Origin of the sequence: Variovorax sp. 679 (genome assembly GCF_003952185.1) — a bacterium.
In the GTDB taxonomy this organism is placed as follows: domain Bacteria; phylum Pseudomonadota; class Gammaproteobacteria; order Burkholderiales; family Burkholderiaceae_C; genus Variovorax.
On sequence record NZ_RXFS01000004.1, the window covers coordinates 77801 to 97224 of the forward strand.

20 protein-coding genes are annotated in these 19424 nt (G+C 68.4%); 9 read left to right on the forward strand and 11 right to left on the reverse strand.

The window, feature by feature from the left end:
• Position 1: 1 nt before the first annotated feature.
• The 6 genes from hpaE to EJO71_RS10850 all read right to left on the reverse strand — a co-directional run bounded on the left by hpaE (position 2) and on the right by EJO71_RS10850 (position 4999).
• A complete protein-coding gene (gene hpaE, locus EJO71_RS10825) occupies positions 2-1468 on the reverse strand; it encodes a 5-carboxymethyl-2-hydroxymuconate semialdehyde dehydrogenase (protein ID WP_125948721.1) in 1467 nt (488 codons plus the stop codon).
• 18 nt (positions 1469-1486) lie between these two features.
• Positions 1487-2467 carry a tripartite tricarboxylate transporter substrate binding protein gene (locus EJO71_RS10830; protein WP_125948722.1) on the reverse strand — a complete coding sequence of 327 codons (981 nt, stop codon included), beginning with the start codon at positions 2465-2467 and terminating at the stop codon, positions 1487-1489.
• A gap of 71 nt (positions 2468-2538) precedes the next feature.
• Entirely contained in the window at positions 2539-3309 is a 771-nt protein-coding gene (locus tag EJO71_RS10835) for a fumarylacetoacetate hydrolase family protein (protein ID WP_125948723.1), read from the reverse strand.
• Positions 3306-3941, reverse strand: a complete 636-nt coding sequence (locus tag EJO71_RS10840) for a fumarylacetoacetate hydrolase family protein (protein ID WP_125948724.1) — start codon at positions 3939-3941, stop codon at positions 3306-3308. Before EJO71_RS10840 ends, EJO71_RS10835 begins: the two co-directional genes overlap by 4 nt.
• Complete coding sequence (gene hpaR / locus EJO71_RS10845; protein WP_125948725.1) at positions 3938-4372, reverse strand: homoprotocatechuate degradation operon regulator HpaR; 435 nt, start codon at positions 4370-4372, stop codon at positions 3938-3940. The genes EJO71_RS10840 and hpaR overlap by 4 nt, the downstream gene beginning before the upstream one ends.
• Before the next feature lie 117 nt (positions 4373-4489).
• Positions 4490-4999 carry a MarR family transcriptional regulator gene (locus EJO71_RS10850; RefSeq protein ID WP_125948726.1) on the reverse strand — a complete coding sequence of 170 codons (510 nt, stop codon included), beginning with the start codon at positions 4997-4999 and terminating at the stop codon, positions 4490-4492.
• A 114-nt stretch (positions 5000-5113) separates the two neighbouring features.
• Here EJO71_RS10850 and EJO71_RS10855 point away from each other — a divergent pair, with 114 nt between their 5' ends.
• From EJO71_RS10855 to EJO71_RS10865, 3 genes are read left to right on the forward strand one after another with little or no spacing between them, the layout of a single operon-like run.
• Complete coding sequence (locus EJO71_RS10855) at positions 5114-6124, forward strand: tripartite tricarboxylate transporter substrate binding protein (RefSeq protein WP_125948727.1); 1011 nt, start codon at positions 5114-5116, stop codon at positions 6122-6124.
• Positions 6125-6161: 37 nt separating this feature from the next.
• Positions 6162-7553, forward strand: a complete 1392-nt coding sequence (gene radA, locus EJO71_RS10860; RefSeq protein ID WP_125948728.1) for a DNA repair protein RadA — start codon at positions 6162-6164, stop codon at positions 7551-7553.
• Between the two features lie 45 nt (positions 7554-7598).
• On the forward strand, positions 7599-9113 hold the full coding sequence (locus EJO71_RS10865) for a BCCT family transporter (RefSeq protein WP_125948729.1): 1515 nt from the start codon (positions 7599-7601) through the stop codon (positions 9111-9113).
• A gap of 66 nt (positions 9114-9179) precedes the next feature.
• Here the strand turns inward: EJO71_RS10865 and EJO71_RS10870 are convergent, their stop codons facing one another.
• Positions 9180-9638: a hypothetical protein gene (locus EJO71_RS10870; protein ID WP_125948730.1), complete on the reverse strand. Its 459-nt coding sequence runs from the start codon at positions 9636-9638 to the stop codon at positions 9180-9182.
• A gap of 183 nt (positions 9639-9821) precedes the next feature.
• Here EJO71_RS10870 and EJO71_RS10875 point away from each other — a divergent pair, with 183 nt between their 5' ends.
• The gene (locus EJO71_RS10875; protein WP_125948731.1) at positions 9822-10190 is read left to right on the forward strand and encodes a VOC family protein; all 369 of its coding nucleotides are present in this window, start codon (positions 9822-9824) and stop codon (positions 10188-10190) included.
• Positions 10191-10225: 35 nt separating this feature from the next.
• Positions 10226-10663, forward strand: coding sequence for a glycerate kinase (locus EJO71_RS10880; protein ID WP_125948732.1), 438 nt, complete (start codon positions 10226-10228; stop codon positions 10661-10663).
• Positions 10664-10672: 9 nt separating this feature from the next.
• On the opposite strand, the gene EJO71_RS10885 is transcribed toward EJO71_RS10880, so the two are convergent.
• The gene (locus EJO71_RS10885; RefSeq protein WP_125948733.1) at positions 10673-11617 is read right to left on the reverse strand and encodes a LysR family transcriptional regulator; all 945 of its coding nucleotides are present in this window, start codon (positions 11615-11617) and stop codon (positions 10673-10675) included.
• 190 nt (positions 11618-11807) lie between these two features.
• On the opposite strand from EJO71_RS10885, the gene EJO71_RS10890 reads away from it, so the two are divergent.
• Together EJO71_RS10890 and EJO71_RS10895 are read left to right on the forward strand one after the other, a co-directional pair.
• Positions 11808-13136, forward strand: a complete 1329-nt coding sequence (locus EJO71_RS10890; RefSeq protein WP_125948734.1) for an MFS transporter — start codon at positions 11808-11810, stop codon at positions 13134-13136.
• 44 nt (positions 13137-13180) lie between these two features.
• Positions 13181-14392 carry a M20 aminoacylase family protein gene (locus tag EJO71_RS10895; protein WP_125948735.1) on the forward strand — a complete coding sequence of 404 codons (1212 nt, stop codon included), beginning with the start codon at positions 13181-13183 and terminating at the stop codon, positions 14390-14392.
• A gap of 12 nt (positions 14393-14404) precedes the next feature.
• Here EJO71_RS10895 and EJO71_RS10900 read toward each other — a convergent pair whose 3' ends face one another.
• Positions 14405-15397 carry a recombination-associated protein RdgC gene (locus EJO71_RS10900; protein WP_125948736.1) on the reverse strand — a complete coding sequence of 331 codons (993 nt, stop codon included), beginning with the start codon at positions 15395-15397 and terminating at the stop codon, positions 14405-14407.
• A gap of 143 nt (positions 15398-15540) precedes the next feature.
• Between EJO71_RS10900 and EJO71_RS10905 the strand changes: the two genes are divergently transcribed.
• The gene (locus EJO71_RS10905; protein WP_125948737.1) at positions 15541-16494 is read left to right on the forward strand and encodes a branched-chain amino acid transaminase; all 954 of its coding nucleotides are present in this window, start codon (positions 15541-15543) and stop codon (positions 16492-16494) included.
• Positions 16495-16508: 14 nt separating this feature from the next.
• Complete coding sequence (locus EJO71_RS10910; RefSeq protein WP_093206858.1) at positions 16509-16718, forward strand: zinc-finger domain-containing protein; 210 nt, start codon at positions 16509-16511, stop codon at positions 16716-16718.
• A 48-nt stretch (positions 16719-16766) separates the two neighbouring features.
• Here the strand turns inward: EJO71_RS10910 and EJO71_RS10915 are convergent, their stop codons facing one another.
• On the reverse strand, positions 16767-18020 hold the full coding sequence (locus tag EJO71_RS10915) for an O-antigen ligase family protein (protein ID WP_240651359.1): 1254 nt from the start codon (positions 18018-18020) through the stop codon (positions 16767-16769).
• A 162-nt stretch (positions 18021-18182) separates the two neighbouring features.
• On the reverse strand, positions 18183-19379 hold the full coding sequence (locus tag EJO71_RS10920) for an ATP-binding protein (RefSeq protein WP_125948738.1): 1197 nt from the start codon (positions 19377-19379) through the stop codon (positions 18183-18185).
• Positions 19380-19424 lie beyond the last annotated feature (45 nt).

Sequence of the window (19424 nt, forward strand, 5' to 3'; positions counted from 1 at the left end):
CTCACGCCACGCCCCAGTGCGGAATGTGGTGCGAGCCCAGCGACACCGCCACGTTCTTCGGCTCGCAGAACACCTCGTAGCTCCAGGTGCCGCCTTCGCGGCCCGTGCCCGATGCCTTGGTGCCGCCGAAGGGCTGGCGCAGGTCACGCACGTTCTGGCTGTTGACGAAGCACATGCCGGCCTCCACGGCGGCGGCCACGCGGTGGGCCTTGCCGATGTTCTCGGTCCACACGTAGCTGCTCAGGCCGTACTGGATGTCGTTGGCCAGTTCGATGGCGTGCGCCTCGTCCTTGAAGGGAATCAGGCAGGCGACCGGGCCGAAGATCTCGTCCTGCGCGATCTTCATGCGGTTGTCGACGTCGGCGAACACGGTGGGAGCGACGTAGTTGCCCTTCTTCACGCGGTCGGGCAGGTTCGACGGCGCTTCCAGCCCGCCGCACAGCAGCGTCGCGCCTTCCTTCGGGCCCAGCTCGATGTAGCTGCGCACCTTGGCCAGGTGGGCCTGCGAGATCATCGGGCCGACGATGGTCTTCTCGTCCAGCGGGTCGCCCACCGTGATGCGCTTCGCGCGCTCGGCGAACTTCGTGGCGAAGTCGGCATAGATCGACTGCTGCACCAGGATGCGCGAGCCGGCCGTGCAGCGCTCGCCGTTGTTGCTGAAGATCATGAACACGGCCGCGTCGAGCGCGCGGTCGAGGTCGGCGTCTTCGAAGATCACGAAGGGGCTCTTGCCGCCGAGCTCCATGCTGAACTTCTTCAGGCCCGCGCTCTTCACGATGCGGTTGCCGGTGGCGGTGGAGCCGGTGAACGAGATGGCGCGCACGTCGGGGTGCGCCACCAGCGGCTCGCCGGCTTCCTTGCCATAGCCGTGCACCAGGTTCAGCACGCCGGGCGGAATGCCCGCTTCCAGCGCCAGCTCACCGAGGCGCGCGGCCGTCAGCGGCGAGAGTTCGCTCATCTTCAGCACGGCGGTGTTGCCGAAGGCCAGGCAGGGCGCGACCTTCCAGGTGGCCGTCATGAAGGGCACGTTCCACGGGCTGATGAGCGCGCACACGCCCACCGGATGGAACAGCGTGTAGTTCAGGTGCGTGGGCGTGGGGTAGGTGTGGCCGTCCACGCGCGTGCACATCTCGGCGAAGTAGTAGAAGTTGTCGGCCGCGCGCGGCACCAGCTGCTTGCCCGTTTGCACGATGACCTGGCCGCAGTCGTTGGTTTCGGTCTGCGCGATCTCGGGCACGTTCTTCGCGATCAGGTCGCCGAGCTTGCGGATCAGCTTCGCGCGCTCGGGCGCGGGCATGCCGGCCCACTTGGGGAAGGCTTCCTTCGCGGCGGCCACCGCGGCGTTGACTTCGGCTTCGCCGCCCGAGGCGACTTCGGCCAGCACTTCCTGCGTGGCGGGGTTGACGGTCTCGAAGTAGTCCGTGCCCTTGACGGACTTGCCGCCGATGAGATGGTCGATCTGTTGCATGAAGAGAGTCCGGTTCAATCAATCCAGTTTGATGTCGCGCGCCTTGATGAGGGCGTGCCATTTCTTGCGCTCCGAGTCGGTGTAGCGCGTCATTTCGGCGGCGTCGGCGGGGCGTGCCTCCCAGCCGGCGTCGTAGAGCCTCTGCTTCACGCCGGCATCGGCCATGGCCTTCTGAAGTTCGCTGCCCAGCTTCGCCTGCACTTCCTTCGGAGTGGCCGCGGGCGTCACGAGGCCTTGCCATGTGTAGGCCTCGACGTTGGCGAAGCCGAGTTCCTTGGCGGTGGGAACGTTGGGCAGCTGCGGCACGCGCTCGCCCGACATGGCCAAGAGCGGGATCACCTTGCCGGCCTTGACCGCGCTCACGCCGCTGGGCAGGTCGAGCATCATCAGCGCGACCTGTCCGCCCATCAGGTCCTGCAGGGCCGGGGCGCCGCCCTTGTACGGCACGTGCAGCATGGACACGCCGGCCTCGCGCTGGAACAGTTCGTAGGCGAGGTGATGCGGGCTGCCGGTGCCCGGCGTCGCGATGCTGTACTTGCCGGGCGAGGCCTTGAGCGCGGCCAGCAGCGCCTTCGCATCGGCGATGCCCGCGTTGGGCGCGGCCGTGATGATGAGCGGCGAGCGGCCCATCATGCCGACGAGCGCAAAGTCTTTCTCGGCGTCGTAGGGCAGCTTCTTGTAGAGCGCGGGGTTGTAGACCAGCACGCCGTTGTCGGCGGAGAACACGGTGTAGCCGTCGCCCGGCGAGCGCGCGACGTTCTCCGAAGCGATGATCGCGCCCGCGCCGGGGCGGTTGTCCACCAGCACCGGCTGGCCCATCTGTTGCGAGACCTGCGCGCCCACGGTGCGCGCGAGGAAGTCGGTGCCGCCGCCGGCCGGGTAGCCGACCACCCAGCGCACGGGCTTGGCGGGGTAGGCGGTCTGCGCGACGGCGGTGGCCGAGACGGCCAGCGCCAGAGCGGCTGCGGTGAACTGGAGGAGTTTTCTGCCGGTGATCATGTCGTGTTGTCTCCGCTGATCTGGTTATGGATATGGCAAGGAAAAAAGGCGCGCCGTGACAGCGCGCCGGCTCAGGCGGCCGCGATGGTGTTGACCAGCGCGCCGATGCCTTCGATCTCGGTGACGACCACGTCGCCCGGCTTGCAGTCGACCACGCCGTCGGGCGTGCCGGTGAGGATCAGGTCGCCCGGCGAGAGCGTCATGAAGCGGCTGAAGTACTCGATGAGGAAAGGCGCGTCGAAGATCATGTCGCGCGTGTTGCCCTGCTGCGTGACCGTGCCGTTGACGGTGGTGCGCAGCGCGAGCGCCATCGGGTCGGCGATGTCGGCCGCGTCCACGAACCAGGGGCCCAGCGGCGTGCAGGTGTCGCGGTTCTTCACGCGCAGGTTGGGTCGGTACCAGTTCTCGAGGTAGTCGCGGATGGCGTAGTCGTTGGCCACCGTGTAGCCGCCGATGAAGTCGTAGGCGTCGTCGCGCTTCACGTTCTTTGCCGTCTTGCCGACCACGATGGCGAGCTCGCATTCGTAGTGCATGAACTGCACGCCGGCGGGGCGGTGCGTGTGCTGGCGGTGGCCGATCAGTGTGCTCTGGCCCTTGACGAACACCAGCGGCTCTTCGGGCGCCTTGAACTCGAGTTCCTTGGCGTGGTCGGCGTAGTTCAGGCCCAGGGCGAGGATGGTGCGCGGGCGCGCGGTCGGCGCGAGCGGCGGCAGCCATACGAGCTGTTCCTGCGGCACGACGCGGCCGTCGTCCAGCCGCACGGCCGCATCGGGCTGGCCGTTGAATTCGTGGCTGGTGCCGGTGTGTTCACGGCCTTCGAAGATGACGCGTGCGTGCTTCATGCGGCTTCCTTCGCCAGCGTGTTGCTCAGGGTTTCGAAGCCCGGTGCGGAGATGTCGATGCGGTCGCCCGCGCGTGCCAGCGGACGGCCGTGGCCGCAGCCGAGCATCAGCACGTCGCCGTGCGCGAGCGTCATGAATTCGCCGACGTCGGCCAGCAGTTGCTGCGCGGGGCGCACTAGCTGTGAGAAGTCGAGCGACTGCTTCAGCTCGCCGTTGATGCGCACCTCGACGCGGAAGCTGGCGGGGTCGGCCACTTCCTGCGCGTCGCGCAGCACGGGGCCGATGCCGAGGAAGCCATCGACGCACTTGAACTTGACCGGCGGGCGGAAGAAGCTCGCGTGCGGAATCGACAGGTCGTTCATCAGCACGAAGCCTTCGACGTCGCCCTCGGCGCCGATCACCATGCCGATGCTCGCGCCGACTTCCACCTCGGGCACCGCGGCGGGCACGGTGATGGCATTGCCGTGCGGGCTCCAGGTGTTGGCCGTCTTCACGTAGAGCACGGGTGCCTTCGGCGGCGCCTTGTAGGGCGGCTGCGTCATCTGCGGCGCGAGCGCCTCCACCTCGGCGCGGAAGTTCAGCAGCGTGCCGTACACGGTGCCGGTGGGAAGGTAGTGCGGGCTGGCGCTCATTGAGGTTGTTCCAGTGCGATCAGTTCGTCGAGCAGCCCGTAGAGCTGCGCGAGCTTGGCCTTGCCGAGGGACTTTTCCATCCAGTCGTAGTGGGCCTCGATGCTGGTTCCGAGGCGCTTCACCAGCTTCATGCCGTGCGGCGTGGCCTCGACCACGGTGCGGCGCTGGTCGGCCGGATCGCGCGCGCGGGTGATGAGGTTGTCGCGCTCCATGCGCGCGAGCACGCCGGTGAGGCTGGGCCCGAGGATGAAGGCCTCGCGCGCGACGCGGCCGGTGTCGACCGCGCCGTGCTCGCCCAGCACGCGCAGCACGCGCCATTGCTGGTCGGACAGCGCGTGCTCGCGCAGGCTGGGCCGGGTGTGGGCCATCACGGCTTCGCGCGCCTGCAGCAGCAGGCGCGGCAAGTTGCGATGAGTGAATGTCGTGCTCAAGGCTTGTCTCTTCCGAAATTACTTAACATGTTAAATGAATCGTCGAGGCTTTCCTAGTGGGCTGTTTCGATCGATTTCAAAACCTAGGGTATGCACGGATGAGCCGTGCGGCTTGCTTCAGCGCGCGGCGGGTGGCTCGCGGCGGCGCCGGTCGGCCTTGGGCAGGTCGGCCGACGCGACCATCGCCTCGCCGCGCGCATGCAGGCGCTGCAGCATGTCGTCGAGCAGCGCGACCTTGGCGGTGTCCAGCGCGCCCAGCAGTTCGGTGTTGATCGCGCAGACCAGCGGATAGAGCTCCGCGTGGAGCTTCGTGCCCGCCGAGGTCAGGCACAGGCGCACGTGGCGCCGGTCGCCGGCGGGCTGCTCGCGTGAGACCAGGCCCTTGTCGACCAGCGAGCTCACCGCGCGCGAGGTGCGCGCCCTGTCGAGCTGCGCGTGTTCGGCCAGTTGCGACGAGCCCAGCGTGCCGTTGCCCGCCAGCGTGGCGATGAGCCGCCATTCGCGCCGCGTGATGCCGAAGCGCCCCTCGCACAGCCGGATCACCATGCTGCCCGCCACCGACAGCAGCCGGCTGGTTCGGTAGAGCAGCAGGTCGTCGAGCGTGCGCGGCTGGGCGTGCATCGGCATAGGGTTTGCCCGGGCAATGATTGATTAGATGAACCAATTGTCGGCGCTCTACAGTGGCCGCGATCCATCGCGCCGCGCAGGCAACGCAGACAAGAAAGAACGGAGACGAGACAGATGACGACAGACCCGCAGTTCCTGCACCAGCCAGGTCGCCGCCGCGCGCTGGCCGTGCTCGGCGGCATGGCCCTCGCGCCGCTGGCGGCAACCGTGCAGGCACAGCAGGCGATCGTGCCGGGCACACCGATCCGCGTGCTGATCGGCGTGCCCGCCGGCGGCACGCAGGACGTGCTCACGCGCGCCATCGCGCAGCAGGTGCGCGACTCGCTGGGCCCGCTCATCGTCGACAACCGCTCCGGCGCTGCCGGGCGCATCGCGGTGGAGGCCGTGAAGACAGCCGCGCCCGACGGCCACACGCTGCTGCTGGGCACGGCCAGCATGATGACCATGTTCCCGAGCGCCTACAGGAACCTGTCGTACGACCCGATCAAGGACTTCCAGCCCATCATCAACGCCGCGCGCTTCGAGCTCGCGCTGGTGGTGCACAAGGACGTTCCGGCCAACACGGTGGCCGAGTTCATCGCGTGGGCCCGCAAGCAGCCGGGCGGCGTGAGCTTCGCGTCGTACGGCGCGGGCACGCCTTCGCACTTCCTCGGCGAGATGCTCAACCGCTCGGCGGGCCTCTCGATGGTGCACGTGCCCTACCGCGGCTCCACGCCGGCGCGCCAGGACGTGATGGGCGGCACCGTGCCGGCCTACTTCGACACCGTGGGCGGCGCGCTGCAGATGCTGCCCAGCGGCCGCGTCAAGGTGATCGCCACCAGCGGCGAGAAGCGTTCGCCGCTGATGCCCGCCATGCCCACCTTCGTCGAGAGCGGCCTGAAGGACGTGGTGGCGACCGCATGGTTCGCCTACTACGCGCCATTGAAAACGCCGAAGCCGGTGCTCGACCAGCTGCGCGCCGAGTTCACGCGCGCGGTGAACTCGCGCGAGGTGCGCCAGCAGCTGCTGCAGAACGGCATGTATCCGGTGGCCGACGGTCCCGAGGCGCTGCTGAAGACGATGCGCGAGGACACGGCGCGATGGTCGGCGATCATGAAGGCGGTGAACTTCCAGGCGAACGACTGACGGGGGCATCGCCCGCCCGGCCACCTAAACTCGAAGGATGGCCAAGGACAAAACACTCTTCGTCTGCAGCGAATGCGGCGGCACCAGCCCGAAGTGGCTCGGCAAATGCCCCAGCTGCGGAGCCTGGAACACACTCATCGAGCAGGTCGCGGGCGCGGGCAATGCGCCCGCCAATAATCGCTTCGGCACGCAGTTCGCCTCGCTCGCGGGCGCGTCGGAGCTCACGACGCTCTCCGAGATCGAGGCGACCGACGTCGCGCGCACGCCCACCGGCATCGACGAGCTCGACCGCGTGCTGGGCGGCGGCATCGTCTCCGGCGGCGTCACGCTGATCGGCGGCGACCCGGGCATCGGCAAGTCGACGCTGCTGCTGCAGGCGGTCGATGCGCTGCAGCACGCGGGGCAGAACGCGCTCTACGTCACCGGCGAGGAAAGCGGCTCGCAGGTGGCGCTGCGCTCCAGGCGGCTCGGCCTCGACCACTCGCAGGTGCAGGTGCTGGCCGAGATCCAGCTGGAGAAGATCATCGCCACGCTCGACGCCACGCGCCCGGCCATCGCGGTGATCGACTCGATCCAGACGGTCTACTCCGACCAGCTCACTTCGGCCCCAGGCTCGGTGGCGCAGGTGCGCGAATGCGCGGCGCATCTCACGCGCTTCGCCAAGACCAGCGGCACGGCCGTGGTGCTGGTGGGCCACGTCACGAAAGAGGGCGCGCTCGCCGGTCCGCGCGTGCTGGAGCACATGGTCGACACGGTGCTGTACTTCGAGGGCGACACGCATTCGAGCTTCCGTCTCGTGCGTGCCATCAAGAATCGCTTCGGCGCGGTCAACGAGATCGGCGTGTTCGCCATGACCGAGCGCGGCCTGAAGGGCGTGACCAACCCCAGCGCGATCTTCCTGAGCCAGCATGCCGAACCCGTTCCCGGCAGCGTGGTGCTGGTCACGCTCGAAGGCACGCGGCCGATGCTGGTGGAAATCCAGGCGCTGGTCGACAACGGCGGGCCGAGCCCACGCCGCCTGTCGGTGGGCCTGGACCGCGACCGCCTCGCGATGCTGCTGGCCGTGCTGCATCGCCATGCGGGCGTGGCCTGCATGGACCAGGACGTGTTCGTCAACGCGGTGGGCGGCGTGCGCATCAGCGAGCCCGCGGCCGACCTGGCCGTGATGCTGTCCATCACATCGAGCCTGCGCGGCAAGCCTTTGCCCAAGGGCTTCATCGCATTCGGCGAAGTGGGCCTGGCCGGCGAAGTGCGCCCCGCGCCGCGCGGGCAGGAGCGCCTGCGCGAGGCCGCCAAGCTGGGCTTCAGCGTGGCGGTGGTGCCCAAGGCCAATGCGCCGCGCAAGGGTGCGAAGGAAATCGAAGGGCTGACGATCCACGCGGTCGACCGCATCGAAGAGGCGATGGAAGTGGTCCGCCGCCTCGACTGACCCCATCGACGGACCGCACCGGTCCCCCAAGAGAGGAGCCAAGCCATGCAACTCGTCGTTTCCGCCGGCCTGATCGCCGTGGTGGTCCTGTGGGGGCTGGTTTCGCCGGCCACGCTCGACAGCGTGTTCAGCACCGCGCTGGCCGGCATCACGCGCAACTTCGGCTGGTTCTACCTGTGGGTGGTGCTGGGGCTGGTGGTGCTGGCCTTCTTCCTGGCCTTCAGCCGCTACGGCGACCTGAAGCTGGGCGATGAAGACGACGAGCCCGAGTTCTCCATCGGCGCCTGGTTCGCGATGCTGTTCGCGGCGGGCATGGGCATCGGGCTGGTGTTCTGGGGCGTGGCCGAGCCTGTCTCGCACTACGCGAACCCGCCGCCGGGCGTGGTCGCGCTGACGCCCGACGCCGCCGGCGTGGCCATGCGCTACGCCTTCTTCCACTGGGGGCTGCATCCCTGGGCCATCTACGGCATCGTGGGCCTGTCGATCGCCTTCTTCAGCTTCCGCCGCAAGGCGCTGCCGCTGGTGAGCTCGGCCACCGAGGCACTGCCCTGGCGGCTCGTGCAGCGGCTCTCGCCGGCTTTCAATGTGCTGGCGGTGGTGGCCACGGCCTTCGGCGTGGCGGCCTCGCTCGGCATGGGCGCGACGCAGATCAACAGCGGGCTGCACGCGGCCTTCGGCCTGAGCATCGGCAAGACCATGCAGGCGACGATCATCGTGGTGACGACGGTGCTGTTCATCACCTCGGCCGTCACCGGCGTCGAGCGCGGCGTGAAGTGGCTGTCGACGGGCAACCTGGTGGTGGCGGCGCTGCTGGCGCTCGTGGTTCTGGTCGTGGGGCCGACGGTGGCCATCGTCGAGACCTTCACCAACACGCTGGGCGCGTACATCGCCGAGTTCGTGCGCATGAGCCTGCGCATGAACCCCTTCCGCAACAGCTCGTGGGTGGGCGACTGGACGCTCTTCTACTGGGCCTGGTGGCTGGCGTGGTCGCCGTTCGTGGGGCTGTTCATCGCGCGCGTGTCGCGCGGCCGCACGATCCGCCAGTTCATCCTGGGCACCGTGATCGCACCCACGCTGGTGGGCTTCGCATGGTTCTCGGTGTTCGGCGGCGCGGCGCTCAACTTCCAGATCTTCCAGGGCGTGCCGCTGGTCGAGGCGGTGAAGGCCGACGTGTCGACTGCCATGTTCGTGATGTTCAAGGCGATGCCCGCGGGCATGCTGCTGTCGATGGTCGCGACGCTGCTGGTGTTCGTGTTCTTCGTGACCTCGGGCGATTCCGCGACGCTGGTGCTGGGCACCATGAGCACCGGCGGCAACCCGAATCCGCCGGCCCGCGTGAAGATCACCTGGGGCGTGCTGGTGGCGGCCATCGCGCTCAGCCTGCTCTTCGCGGGCGGCCTCAAGGCGATACAGACGGCGACCATCGTGTTCGCGCTGCCGTTCGCCTTCGTGATCCTGCTGATGGCGCTGTCGGTCACGCTGGCCATCCGCGACGACTGGAACGCGGAGCAGAAGCGCGAGCGCGAGCTGCGGCGCAAGATGCGGCAGCTCGTGTCCTGATCGGGCCGGCGCGGCGCGCCGGAAAAAACACCCGGCGCGCACGGTGGCGCGCCGGGCCTAGCCTCCCTATCCCCCGATATGCATGGTGAACGCCGGACCGCCGTTGAGCACGCATTGACCGCTGCCCAATGTGGCCGAGTTCATCGCGTACTGGCAACTCAGGTTGCCGCCGCGGCTGCCGGTGGCGTTCGCCACGCCGGTGCCCCGCGCGCCCCCTGCGACCCGGGTCGCCTCTCCCTGGAACTGCTCGCCGCCGATCTGCGCGTTGAAGTGGCCGCGGCCGTTCATGTCGTTGGTCACGGTGCCCGCCACGACGCCGTAGCGCGAGGCTTCGGCATTCGACGGATACAGCCGCGCGCTGAAGGTCTGCGCGATCGGGCCCGGTGCGACGGCATAGGCCTGCGAAGGCGGCGCCGTTGGAGCGGGTTGTCCGAGCGGCACGACGTAGCAGCCGCTGAGCGCGGCGGCCGTGAGCGTGGCGGCGAGGGTGAGACGAACGAAAGTGACGGAACGCGGAATGGTCATACGCTTTTCAGTGGCCCGGGCAGATGCCCGTGCGGCGAAATGTGCCGGCTCTTCCCGTCGTTGCCTGCGCCTTTCGCGGTGAGTACCGCCTTGCGCGCCCGGCGGTAGCCACGGCCGCTACCGCGACGGCTCGGGGCACGCCGGCAGAATGGCGCCCCGATCACCGTTCCCCGAATGAAGCCGATGCCTTTTCCGATTGCCGCCGTCATGGTCCATGTCCCCGACGTGGAGGCGGCGCTGCGCTGGTACGAAGCGGCGTTCGCGGGCGAGGCCGTCCGCGTCCGCATCGGCACGCCGGTGTTCGAATGCCTGTCGGTGCACGGGGTCCTGCTCGAGATCGTTCCCGGCGACGAGAAGGTCGGCTCGGGCGCGTCGGGATCGGTCGTGTACTGGGCTGTCGACGACTTCGATGCCGCGCTGCGCCGCTTCGAGGGCGCCGGAGCGGTGCTGTACCGCGGCCCGCTGCGGCTCGACGACCCGCAGGGCGTCCAGTGCATGTGCCAGGTGCGCGACCCGTGGGGCAACTGCATCGGTATTCGCGGGCCGGCCTGAGGCCCATGCCGGCCGCGAATTGCCGGCCAGCGACAATGCGCGGCATGAATTTCAAGAAATTTCTGGTGCCCGTGGGCGCCATCGTCATCCTGGGGCTGGCCTGGCGCAGCGGCGGATGGGGCGGTGTCGCCCTGGCCGGCGGCGCGATCGTGATGTTCCTGCTGCTGCACTTCAATCGCGCGATGCAGGTGCTCAAGCGCGCGGCCGAACGCCCGGTGGGCTATGTGGGCAGCGCGGTGATGCTCAATGCCAAGCTCAAGCCGGGCGTGACGCTGATGCACGTGATCGCGATGACGCGCGCCCTCGGCGAGTTGCGCTCGCCCAAGGACGAGCAGCCCGAGCACTACCGCTGGACCGACGGCGGCGGCTCGTATGTCGACACCGTGTTCAACGGCGGCAAGCTGCAGAGCTGGACGATGACGCGGCCCGAGACGGCGCCCGAAGACGACGGCACGCAGACTCCCTCGGCCTGATACCGGAGATCAGCCCGTGCCCGCCTTGCCCCTCAGCTGTCGCCACGGCGGATTCGCCTTCGCGTGGTGGCGCGCCTCCTTCACGAACTCTGTGCACACGTGCGTCATGAGGTCGGCGGAGCGGTAGACCAGGAACACGTCGAAGTCCGGCAGCGCATCGGTGATCGACAGCTTCTCGAGCAGGCCGGGCTGCAGCCGCAGCGGCCCCGCGCCATGGAAGACGAAATCCGACCACATGCTGATCAGGTCGGTCTGCGTGGCCAGCTGCAGGCCCAGCAGGTTCGAGGCGCTGTGCACCATGCGCCGCGGCATTTCCAGCCCGTGCATGTTCATCGTGCTCACCAGCGGGCTTCCGGCATCGTCGATGGGGTCGAGCACCAGCCAGTCGGCATCGAGCAGAGGCTGCAGCTTGCGCACGCGGCGCAGCGGATGCCCGGCGCGCACGCTGAGGTGCATCGCCACCGAGAAAAGTGGCTCCCACTGAAAGGCGTTGGTGCCCGGTCCGTTGCAGGTGGAGACCAGGCCCAGGTCGAGCCGGCCTTCGCGCAGCCCCTCGAAGATCTGCTGCGGCCTCTGCTCGAAGCCGCGCAGCGCCACATTGGGAAAGCGCTGGCGAAACGACGCCATCGCATCGGGCAGCGGCCCGCTCGACGCCACCGCGGTGAAGCCGATGTTGAGCTGCGCCTCGTCATGCCCGCGGATCGCCTCGATGTCTTCCAGCGCGTGCCTCAGCTCCTGCTCGACCAGGCTCGCGCGCTTGACCAGCGCCACGCCGTAGGGCGTGAGGCTCACGCCGCGCGTGGAGCGCGACATCAGCGTCACGCCAAGCTCGCGCTCCAGTTCCGAGATGGCCTTCGACAGCGCGGGCTGCGTGGTGTGCAGGCTGCGCGAGGCCTCGTGGATGCTGCCGTGCTGTGCCACGGCCAGCAGGACGCGCAACTGTTGCAGCTTCATCGTGGTGCCGATCTGCCGGAAAGAGGCGTCTTGGTGGTTCTCCCGATGGCTTCCGGTGCCTGTTTATGACGGGGATGCCGTTTGGTTATCAGCATGAAAATTTGTGATTCTTCGCCGCAGCGCTTTGCCTGAATACTCCGCCGCGAACGGGCCGACCGCCCCCCGCAAACCGTACGTGGAGTGACATTAGATGAGCGAAGCCGCATTGCCCGCAAGCCCGATCGGGGGCTCTTCACCAGCCGCCGCCCATGCACCCCATGCCGTGCAGGGCAAGGGAAAGCAGAGCCAGTTCCGCCTGATCGCCGCCTGCTCGCTGGGCAACGCGCTGGAGATGTACGACTTCACCGTCTACAGCTTCTTCTCGCTGCTGATCGGCAAGCTGTTCTTCCCCTCCGACAGCCCCTACGGCTCGCTGCTGCTCGCGGTGGCCACCTTCGGCATCGGCTTCGTGATGCGTCCGCTGGGCGGTGTGATCATCGGCAACTATGCCGACCGCAAGGGCCGCAAGGCGGCGATGACGCTGACCATCGGCCTCATGGTGCTCGGCACGCTGTGCATCGCGCTCGCGCCGCCTTATGCGTCGGCCGGCGTGTTCGGCTCGCTGATGATCCTCGCGGGCCGCCTGCTGCAGGGCTTCTCGCTCGGCGGCGAGGTGGGCGCGGCCACGTCGATGCTGATGGAAGCGGGCGGCGTCAAGGGTCGGGGCTTCCGCGTGAGCTGGCAGCTCGCGAGCCAGGGCGTGTCGGCGCTGCTGGGCGCGCTCACGGGCGCCGCGCTGTATGCCGCGCTGCCGCAGGCGTCGCTCGAGAGCTGGGGCTGGCGGCTGCCCTTCCTGCTCGGGCTGCTGATCGCGCCCGTGGGCCTCTACATCCGCGCGCATCTCGAGGAGACGCACACCGCCGACAGCAACGAATCCAGCCCCATCGGGCGCCTGCTGCGCGAGCACGGCGGCACGGTTCTGAAAGGCATCCTCGCCACCACGGCGGGCACGGCCACGATGTACCTCGTGGTGTTCTTCATGCCCACCTACATGATCCGCGTGCTGCACATGCCGCCGTCGCTGTCGCTGCTGTCGGGCTGCGTCACGGGCATCACGCTGTTCGTCGTGTCGCTGGTGGCGGGGCGGCTGGCCGACAGGCTGCCCAATCGCAAGCCTCTGGTGATCGGCTCGCTGCTCTTCAGCGTGATCGCAGTCGGCCCGGTGTTCTGGGTCATCAGCCACTACCCGAGCGTGCCGCTGGTGCTGGCGCTGTCGGCGCTGCTGACCGCGAGCGTGAACATCGGCACCACGCCGATGTTCCTGATGCTGCTCGAGATGCTGCCGGCCGGCGTGCGGGCCAGCGGCATCTCGGTGATCTACAGCGTGGGCGTGACGGTGTTCGGCGGCTCCTCGCAGTTCATCGTGACCTGGCTGCTCGCGAAGACGGACAACCCGCTGTCGCCGGCCTTCTACATGATGGTCTGCGGGGTGTTGAGCCTGTGCGCGCTGCTGAGCCTGCGCGAGCGCAAGGCCGGCTGACCGATCGATCGATTGAACCTTACCGAGAACGGACCCTTTCCAAGATGACCCGCGAACTCAGCCCCCAGACCACGAAACTCCTTTCGCGCCTGCTCCCGCAGGCCGACGTCGACACGCAGGCCTTCGTCGACATCCGCCGCCAGATCCACGCCAACCCCGAACTCGGCTTCGAGGTGAGCGCCACCAGCGAACTCGTCGCCAACCTGCTGCGCAGCTGGGGCTACGAGGTGCACACCGGCATCGGCCGTACCGGCATCGTGGCGCAGCTGAAGCTCGGCAGCGGCACGCGCCGCCTCGGCATCCGCGCCGACATGGACGCGCTGCCCATCGTCGAGGCCACCGGCCTGCCGTATGCGAGCCGCAACGCCGGGCGCATGCACGCCTGCGGGCACGACGGCCACACGGCCATCCTGCTGGCCGCGGCCAAGGCGCTCGCGACGGCGCGCAATTTCGACGGCACGCTGAACCTGATCTTCCAACCCGACGAAGAGAATCTCTGCGGCGCGCGCGCGATGATCGCCGACGGCCTGTTCGAGCGCTTCCCCTGCGATGCGGTGTACGCGCTGCACAACGCGCCGGGCGTGCCGGTGGGCACGATGATGGCGATCGAGGGGCCGGTCACGCTGTCGTCCGACGTGGCCGACGTCACCATCAAGGGCGTGGGCGGTCATGGCGCCATGCCGCATCGCGCACGCGACCCGGTCGCTGCCGCCGCCGCGGTGGTGACGGCGCTGCAGACGGTGGTGGCGCGCAATGTGGCGCCCGACGACACGGCGGTGGTGTCGGTCGGCTTCATCCGCGGCGGCGCGACGCACAACGTGATTCCGCAGTCGGTGTCTCTGGGGCTGAACGTGCGCGCGGCGCGGCCCGAGACGCGCGCGCTGGTCGAGCAGCGCATCCGCGAGATCGTGAGCCTCACCGCGCAGGCGCACGGCGTGGAAGCCGAGATCGACTACCGCGCGCTGGTGCCGCCGGTGGTCAACACCGCGGCCGAGACGGAGCTGGCCGCGCGGGTGTGCGCCGAACTGGTGGGCGAGGAGAACGTCGTCAGGAAAGCGCCCAAGGGCTTCTCGGGCAGCGAGGATTTCGCCTGGATGCTCGACGCGCTGCCGGGCTGCTATCTGCTGCTCGGCAACGGGGAGGGCGAGTTCGGGGGCTGCATGGTGCACAACCCCGGCTACGACTTCAACGACCAGGTGCTGCCGCTGGGCGCGGCCTGCTGGGTGCGGCTGGCTCAGAGCTATCTCGTTGCCTGAGCCGCGACGGCCTCAGAACGGCGCGTCTTCCGTTTCGGCCCCTGCTGTCGCCTCTGGCTGAGTAGCGGCAGCAGGCTTCGGCGCCTCGTCCGGCACTGCCGCCGAGAAGGCCGCCTCGCCGCCCAGCGCATCGAGCAGCGCGGGCACCAGCTGGCCCAGTTCGCCCGTGGCGATGGCCACGTCGGCGTCGAAGTTGTCTTCCTTCTTGCCGCCGGCCGCGCCGTCGCCCGTGCCTTCGAGGAAGGCGATCTTGCGGATCAGCAGGCCATGCGTCAGCTCGAAGGACACGCGGTCGTCCCAGGTCAGCGCGAGGCGTGTGGGGCGCTTGCCGTCGGTGATGTGCTGCTTCACCTCGTCGATGTCCAGCGGGTGCTTGGCGTAGCGCACCACGGCCTTGGAGTCGTCGCCCGCCTTGAGCTCGCACTCGCGGTCGATGGTGAAGCCGGCTGGCGGCTCCTGCGTCAGCAGCCAGTTGGCCATGGCTGCGGCGGGCTCGATCTGCGTGTTGATGAGGGCCACTGCAAAGCCGTCGAGCGACTTCACGAGGCTGGTGACCACTTCGTCGGCGCGCGATGCGTTGCCGCTGTTGATCACGAGGCGGTTCTCGGCCTTGTCGATCCACACCGTCACGCGCGCGCTGCGGGTGAAGGCCATGGGCAGCAGCTCCAGGGTGATGTCTTCCTTGAGCTCCTTCTTTTCCTTCTTGCCGGGCTTGCGGCCGGTGGTGGCCTCGATCTGGGCGCAGCGCTCGTCGACCTTGCGGCGCACTACCGAGCCGGGAACCTGCTTGCTCTCGATCATGTATTCGACCAGCCACTGGCCGTCGATGGACTCCACCAGCGGGCCGTTGGCTTCTCCGCGTGGCTCGATCCAGCCGGCGGACTTTTCCTGCGAGGGGCCGCAGGGCACGAAGCGCTGCTTGCCGAGCCCTTCTTCCGCCTCGGCCAGTGTCTGGGACCAGGCGGGTTCGATGCGATAGACGATGACGTTCTTGAATACGGACACGGAAACCCTTTTTCCATCGGTTTGGACAGCCGGCCATTGTCGGGCACCCCGGAAACTCCGCCGCCGTAAAATCGCAAGCTTTTGCGACTTCCCTCCTCCGTCGCACCACCCCCACACCGCTTCCCAAACAAAGGAATCAGGAAATGAGCTCGATCCCCCCCTCGCTGGACGACCGTGACGGCAAGATCTGGATGGACGGCGAACTCGTGGACTGGCGCGACGCCAAGATCCACGTGCTGAGCCACACGCTGCACTACGGCTGCGGCGCCTTCGAGGGCGTGCGCGCCTACAAGACGGCCGACGGCAGCACGGCGATCTTCCGCCTGGCGGAGCACACCGAGCGCCTGTTCAACAGCGCCAAGATCCTGCGCATGAAGATCCCCTTCACGCAGGAACAGCTCAACGAGGCCCAGAAACAGGTGGTGCGCGAGAACAAGCTCGAGAGCTGCTACCTGCGCCCGCTGATCTGGATCGGCTCCGAGAAGCTGGGCGTGAGCCCCAAGGGCAACAAGATCCACGCCATGGTCGCGGCATGGTCCTGGGGCGCCTACCTGGGCGAAGAGGGCATGAAGCGCGGCATCCGCGTGAAGACCTCGAGCTACACCCGCCACCACGTCAACATCACGATGACGCAGGCCAAGACGGTGAGCAACTACACCAACTCGATCCTGGCCAACATGGAAGCCCTGGACGACGGCTACGACGAGGCGCTGCTGCTCGACGCGAGCGGCTTCGTGTCGGAAGGCGCGGGCGAGAACATCTTCGTGGTCAAGGGCGGCGTGGTCTACACGCCCGACCTGTCGGCCGGCGCGCTCAACGGCATCACGCGCAACACCATCCTGCACGTGTGCAAGGACCTGGGCCTGGAGCTGGTGCAAAAGCGCATCACGCGCGACGAGGTCTACGTCGCAGACGAAGCCTTCTTCACCGGCACGGCCGCCGAAGTCACGCCCATCCGCGAACTCGACCGCGTCGAGATCGGCAACCGCGGCGACGGCGGCGCCCGTGGCCCGATCACCGAGAAGATCCAGGCGGCCTTCTTCGACATCGTGAACGGCAAGAACCCCAAGTACGCACACTGGCTCACGAAAGTCTGAGAAGAAGAGAACCCATGTCCACCAATGCAGTAGTCGAACTCCTGGCCAAGGAGCTCAATCATCAGGGCGGCGTGTTCTGCCCCAGCCCCAAGGCCGACATGAAGCTCTGGAACAGCCACCCGAAGGTGTACCTCGACGTGGCGCGCACCGGCGAGGCCAAGTGCCCGTATTGCGGCACGGTGTACCGGCTGAAGGCCGGCGAAGTGGTGTCGTCGCGGCACTGAGCCGCTGAATCGCCGGCCCCCGAGGCTGCCGGTCCCGCCTGATGCGCTTCAGGCGGCCGGGTCGGTGATGTCCTTCCCCATGCGCGACGGCAACAGGTCGCGCCACGGGTGCGGGTCATTTTTCTCCTGTGCCAGCCGCAGGTAGACCATCGAGATGAACAGCAGCGCCAGGCCGATCTGCGCATCGCGCATGGCCGAGTTCACGCTCGAGGCGATCAGCGCGATCAGCGTCGCGGCCAACGCATAGCGGCCCGCGATGTCGGGCCGCTTCCATGCCTGCCAGACGGCGGCCACCATGATGACCAGCAGGCTCAGCAGCGCGGGCAGCCCGCCCTGCGAACCGACCCACAGGAAGTCGTTGTGCGGCATGTTCGAGTCGGCGAGCAGGGCAGGGCCGCGCTTGTGCCACTGGTCGGTCCAGCCTCCGATGCCCCAGCCGGTGAGCGGGCGGTCGGCGATCATGCGGCCGGTGTCGCGGTACATGTAGTAGCGGATGGCCCAGCTGCCCTTGAAGACCGCGCCGGCCTGCGCTTCCTCGATTTCCTGCACACCGGTCTCGACCTTGCGCTGCAGCTGCGGCAGCTGGTAGAGCCCGGCGCCCATCACCACGGCACCCAGCACCAGCGCGCCCACCAGCATCTTCAGGTGACTGCGCCACTGGTGGATGCACACCACCGGGATCACCAGCAGCAGCGCGAGCACCGAGGTGCGCGAGGTCAGCGGCAGCGCCACCACCAGGCCAAGCCCGAGCATCAGCACGAAGGCCGGAATGGAGCGCAGCGGCCTGTGGGCGGCGATCTGCGCGATGCCCCACACGGCGGCGGTGGAGGCCACCACGCTGAACAGCAGCGCATTGCTGATCGACTTGTTGCCCACTTCCATCACCACCGCGCGCAGCGGCGACCAGATGGGGAAGCCGCCCACCGCGTAGAAGAAGATGACCAGCAGGATGTTCAGCGCGGCGATCAGCAGGAAGCCGCGCAGCGCCCAGATGGCCTCCTCGCGCGTGAGCGCCATCGCCATCAGCATCGTGAGGCCGATGCGTATGCCGTGGAACAGGTTGGAGCCGGTTTCAGGGTAGTGCTGCCCGATGGCCAGCACGATGAAGGTCCACGCGAAGTAGGCCATCACCGGCCACCACAGCGGGTTGGCGCGCAGCCGCGCATAGCGCTCGCCCAGGCCGCCGGCCACCAGCATGGTGAGCAGCAGCAGGATGGCCGAAAGATAGGTGACGCCGACCGGCATGAACACCACCAGCCCCCAGAACATGGCCGCGGGCCGAACGATGTGCGATCTCTGCATAGGGGCGGGATTTTAGGTTGGCATCTTGGAGCTGACCTGACTTCTCCCCCAGGCTTCGCGCACTTCGTGTCGCTTCGCCAACCCCCTCACCGGGGGCGATGCCTGCGGCCCGGCAAAGCCGGTTCCGCGGCATCCCCGCGAACTGCCGGGACGGGGGCAGTGTCAGTGGCTGCGCGCGGCCGCTGGCAGGCGGATCACGAAGCTGGCGCCGCCACCGGGGCGGTCTTCGCAGCGCACGGTGCCGCCGTGGCGCTCGGCGATCGACTTCACCAGCGCCAGCCCCAGGCCCACGCCGCCGTTGCGCTCGCTGGCACCGGGCAGGCGGTAGAAGGGCTCGAAGATGCGCTCGCGCAGCGCGGGCGGCACGCCCGGCCCACGGTCGTTGACGCGCACGGTGGCATAGCCGTTGGCGCTGCCCAGTTCCACCGCGATCTCGCCGGCGCCGTAGCGGCGCGCGTTTTCCAGCAGGTTGCGGATGGCCCGGCGCAGCAGGCGCGACACGCCCGGCACGGTGAGCGTGGCGTTGTCGGTGCCTTCGGCCAGGTCGAGCTCGGCACTCACTTGCGAGCACTCCTCGGCGGCCAGGCCGGTCAGGTCCACGGCCTCGATGGTGCCCATGTCGGCTTCGCTGGCGTCGAGCCGGCTGGCCAGAAGGATCTCGTCGATGAGCTGGTCGAGCTCGCCGATGTTGCGCGAGATCTCCTCGCGCGCCGACTGGCTCGGGCGCTCGCCCATCAGCTCCAGCCCCATGCGGATGCGGGTGAGCGGCGAGCGCAGCTCGTGCGATGCGTTGGCCAGCAGCGACTTGTGCGAGCGCACCAGCTGCTCGATGCGCTCGGCCGACGCGTTGAATCGTTTGGATAGATCAGCCACTTCGTCCTGCCCTTCTTCTGTCACGCGCACCGAAAGGTCGCCCTCGCCCCACCGCTGCACGCCGCGCTGCAGCGATTCCAGCCGCTGCGTGATGCGCCGCACGATCGGGTACACACCTAGCGCCACCGCCACGCCCACCAGCGCGATCATCCAGCCCAGGCCGAAGGGCGTGCGCCACGGCGCGAAGCCGCCGGTGCCGGTGGGCCGCTCGCGCGGCGCCACGCGCAGCGTGATGGCCTTGCCGTCGCTCAGCGTCACGTCGAACTCCAGGCCCTGGCCCGGCACGCGCAGGGCGGTGCCCGAGCCGATCGGCTTGTCCTGCGCGTCGAGCACCACCACGTGGCGCGGCACCGGCGCCAGCCGCTCGCGCTCGGCCTCGGCGGCCTCGCGCACGATCCAGTTGGCCATCAGCGTGAGGATCACGACGCCACCCACCACCGCGAGCCAGATGCGGACGTAGAGACGGCGCGAATAGAGATTCAGCATGTTGTTGCGATGCGGCCGCCGCCGGGCCGCCCCAAGGCGAGCCGC

Coding starts and splice junctions, on each gene's coding strand:
- hpaE (WP_125948721.1), bottom strand. CDS start 1,468: ATGCAACAGATCGACCATCTCATCGGCGGCAAGTCCGTCAAGGGCACG.
- EJO71_RS10830 (WP_125948722.1), bottom strand. CDS start 2,467: ATGATCACCGGCAGAAAACTCCTCCAGTTCACCGCAGCCGCTCTGGCG.
- EJO71_RS10835 (WP_125948723.1), bottom strand. CDS start 3,309: ATGAAGCACGCACGCGTCATCTTCGAAGGCCGTGAACACACCGGCACC.
- EJO71_RS10840 (WP_125948724.1), bottom strand. CDS start 3,941: ATGAGCGCCAGCCCGCACTACCTTCCCACCGGCACCGTGTACGGCACG.
- EJO71_RS10850 (WP_125948726.1), bottom strand. CDS start 4,999: ATGCCGATGCACGCCCAGCCGCGCACGCTCGACGACCTGCTGCTCTAC.
- EJO71_RS10855 (WP_125948727.1), top strand. CDS start 5,114: ATGACGACAGACCCGCAGTTCCTGCACCAGCCAGGTCGCCGCCGCGCG.
- radA (WP_125948728.1), top strand. CDS start 6,162: ATGGCCAAGGACAAAACACTCTTCGTCTGCAGCGAATGCGGCGGCACC.
- EJO71_RS10865 (WP_125948729.1), top strand. CDS start 7,599: ATGCAACTCGTCGTTTCCGCCGGCCTGATCGCCGTGGTGGTCCTGTGG.
- EJO71_RS10870 (WP_125948730.1), bottom strand. CDS start 9,638: ATGACCATTCCGCGTTCCGTCACTTTCGTTCGTCTCACCCTCGCCGCC.
- EJO71_RS10875 (WP_125948731.1), top strand. CDS start 9,822: ATGCCTTTTCCGATTGCCGCCGTCATGGTCCATGTCCCCGACGTGGAG.
- EJO71_RS10880 (WP_125948732.1), top strand. CDS start 10,226: ATGCGCGGCATGAATTTCAAGAAATTTCTGGTGCCCGTGGGCGCCATC.
- EJO71_RS10885 (WP_125948733.1), bottom strand. CDS start 11,617: ATGAAGCTGCAACAGTTGCGCGTCCTGCTGGCCGTGGCACAGCACGGC.
- EJO71_RS10890 (WP_125948734.1), top strand. CDS start 11,808: ATGAGCGAAGCCGCATTGCCCGCAAGCCCGATCGGGGGCTCTTCACCA.
- EJO71_RS10895 (WP_125948735.1), top strand. CDS start 13,181: ATGACCCGCGAACTCAGCCCCCAGACCACGAAACTCCTTTCGCGCCTG.
- EJO71_RS10905 (WP_125948737.1), top strand. CDS start 15,541: ATGAGCTCGATCCCCCCCTCGCTGGACGACCGTGACGGCAAGATCTGG.
- EJO71_RS10910 (WP_093206858.1), top strand. CDS start 16,509: ATGTCCACCAATGCAGTAGTCGAACTCCTGGCCAAGGAGCTCAATCAT.
- EJO71_RS10915 (WP_240651359.1), bottom strand. CDS start 18,020: ATGCAGAGATCGCACATCGTTCGGCCCGCGGCCATGTTCTGGGGGCTG.
- EJO71_RS10920 (WP_125948738.1), bottom strand. CDS start 19,379: ATGCTGAATCTCTATTCGCGCCGTCTCTACGTCCGCATCTGGCTCGCG.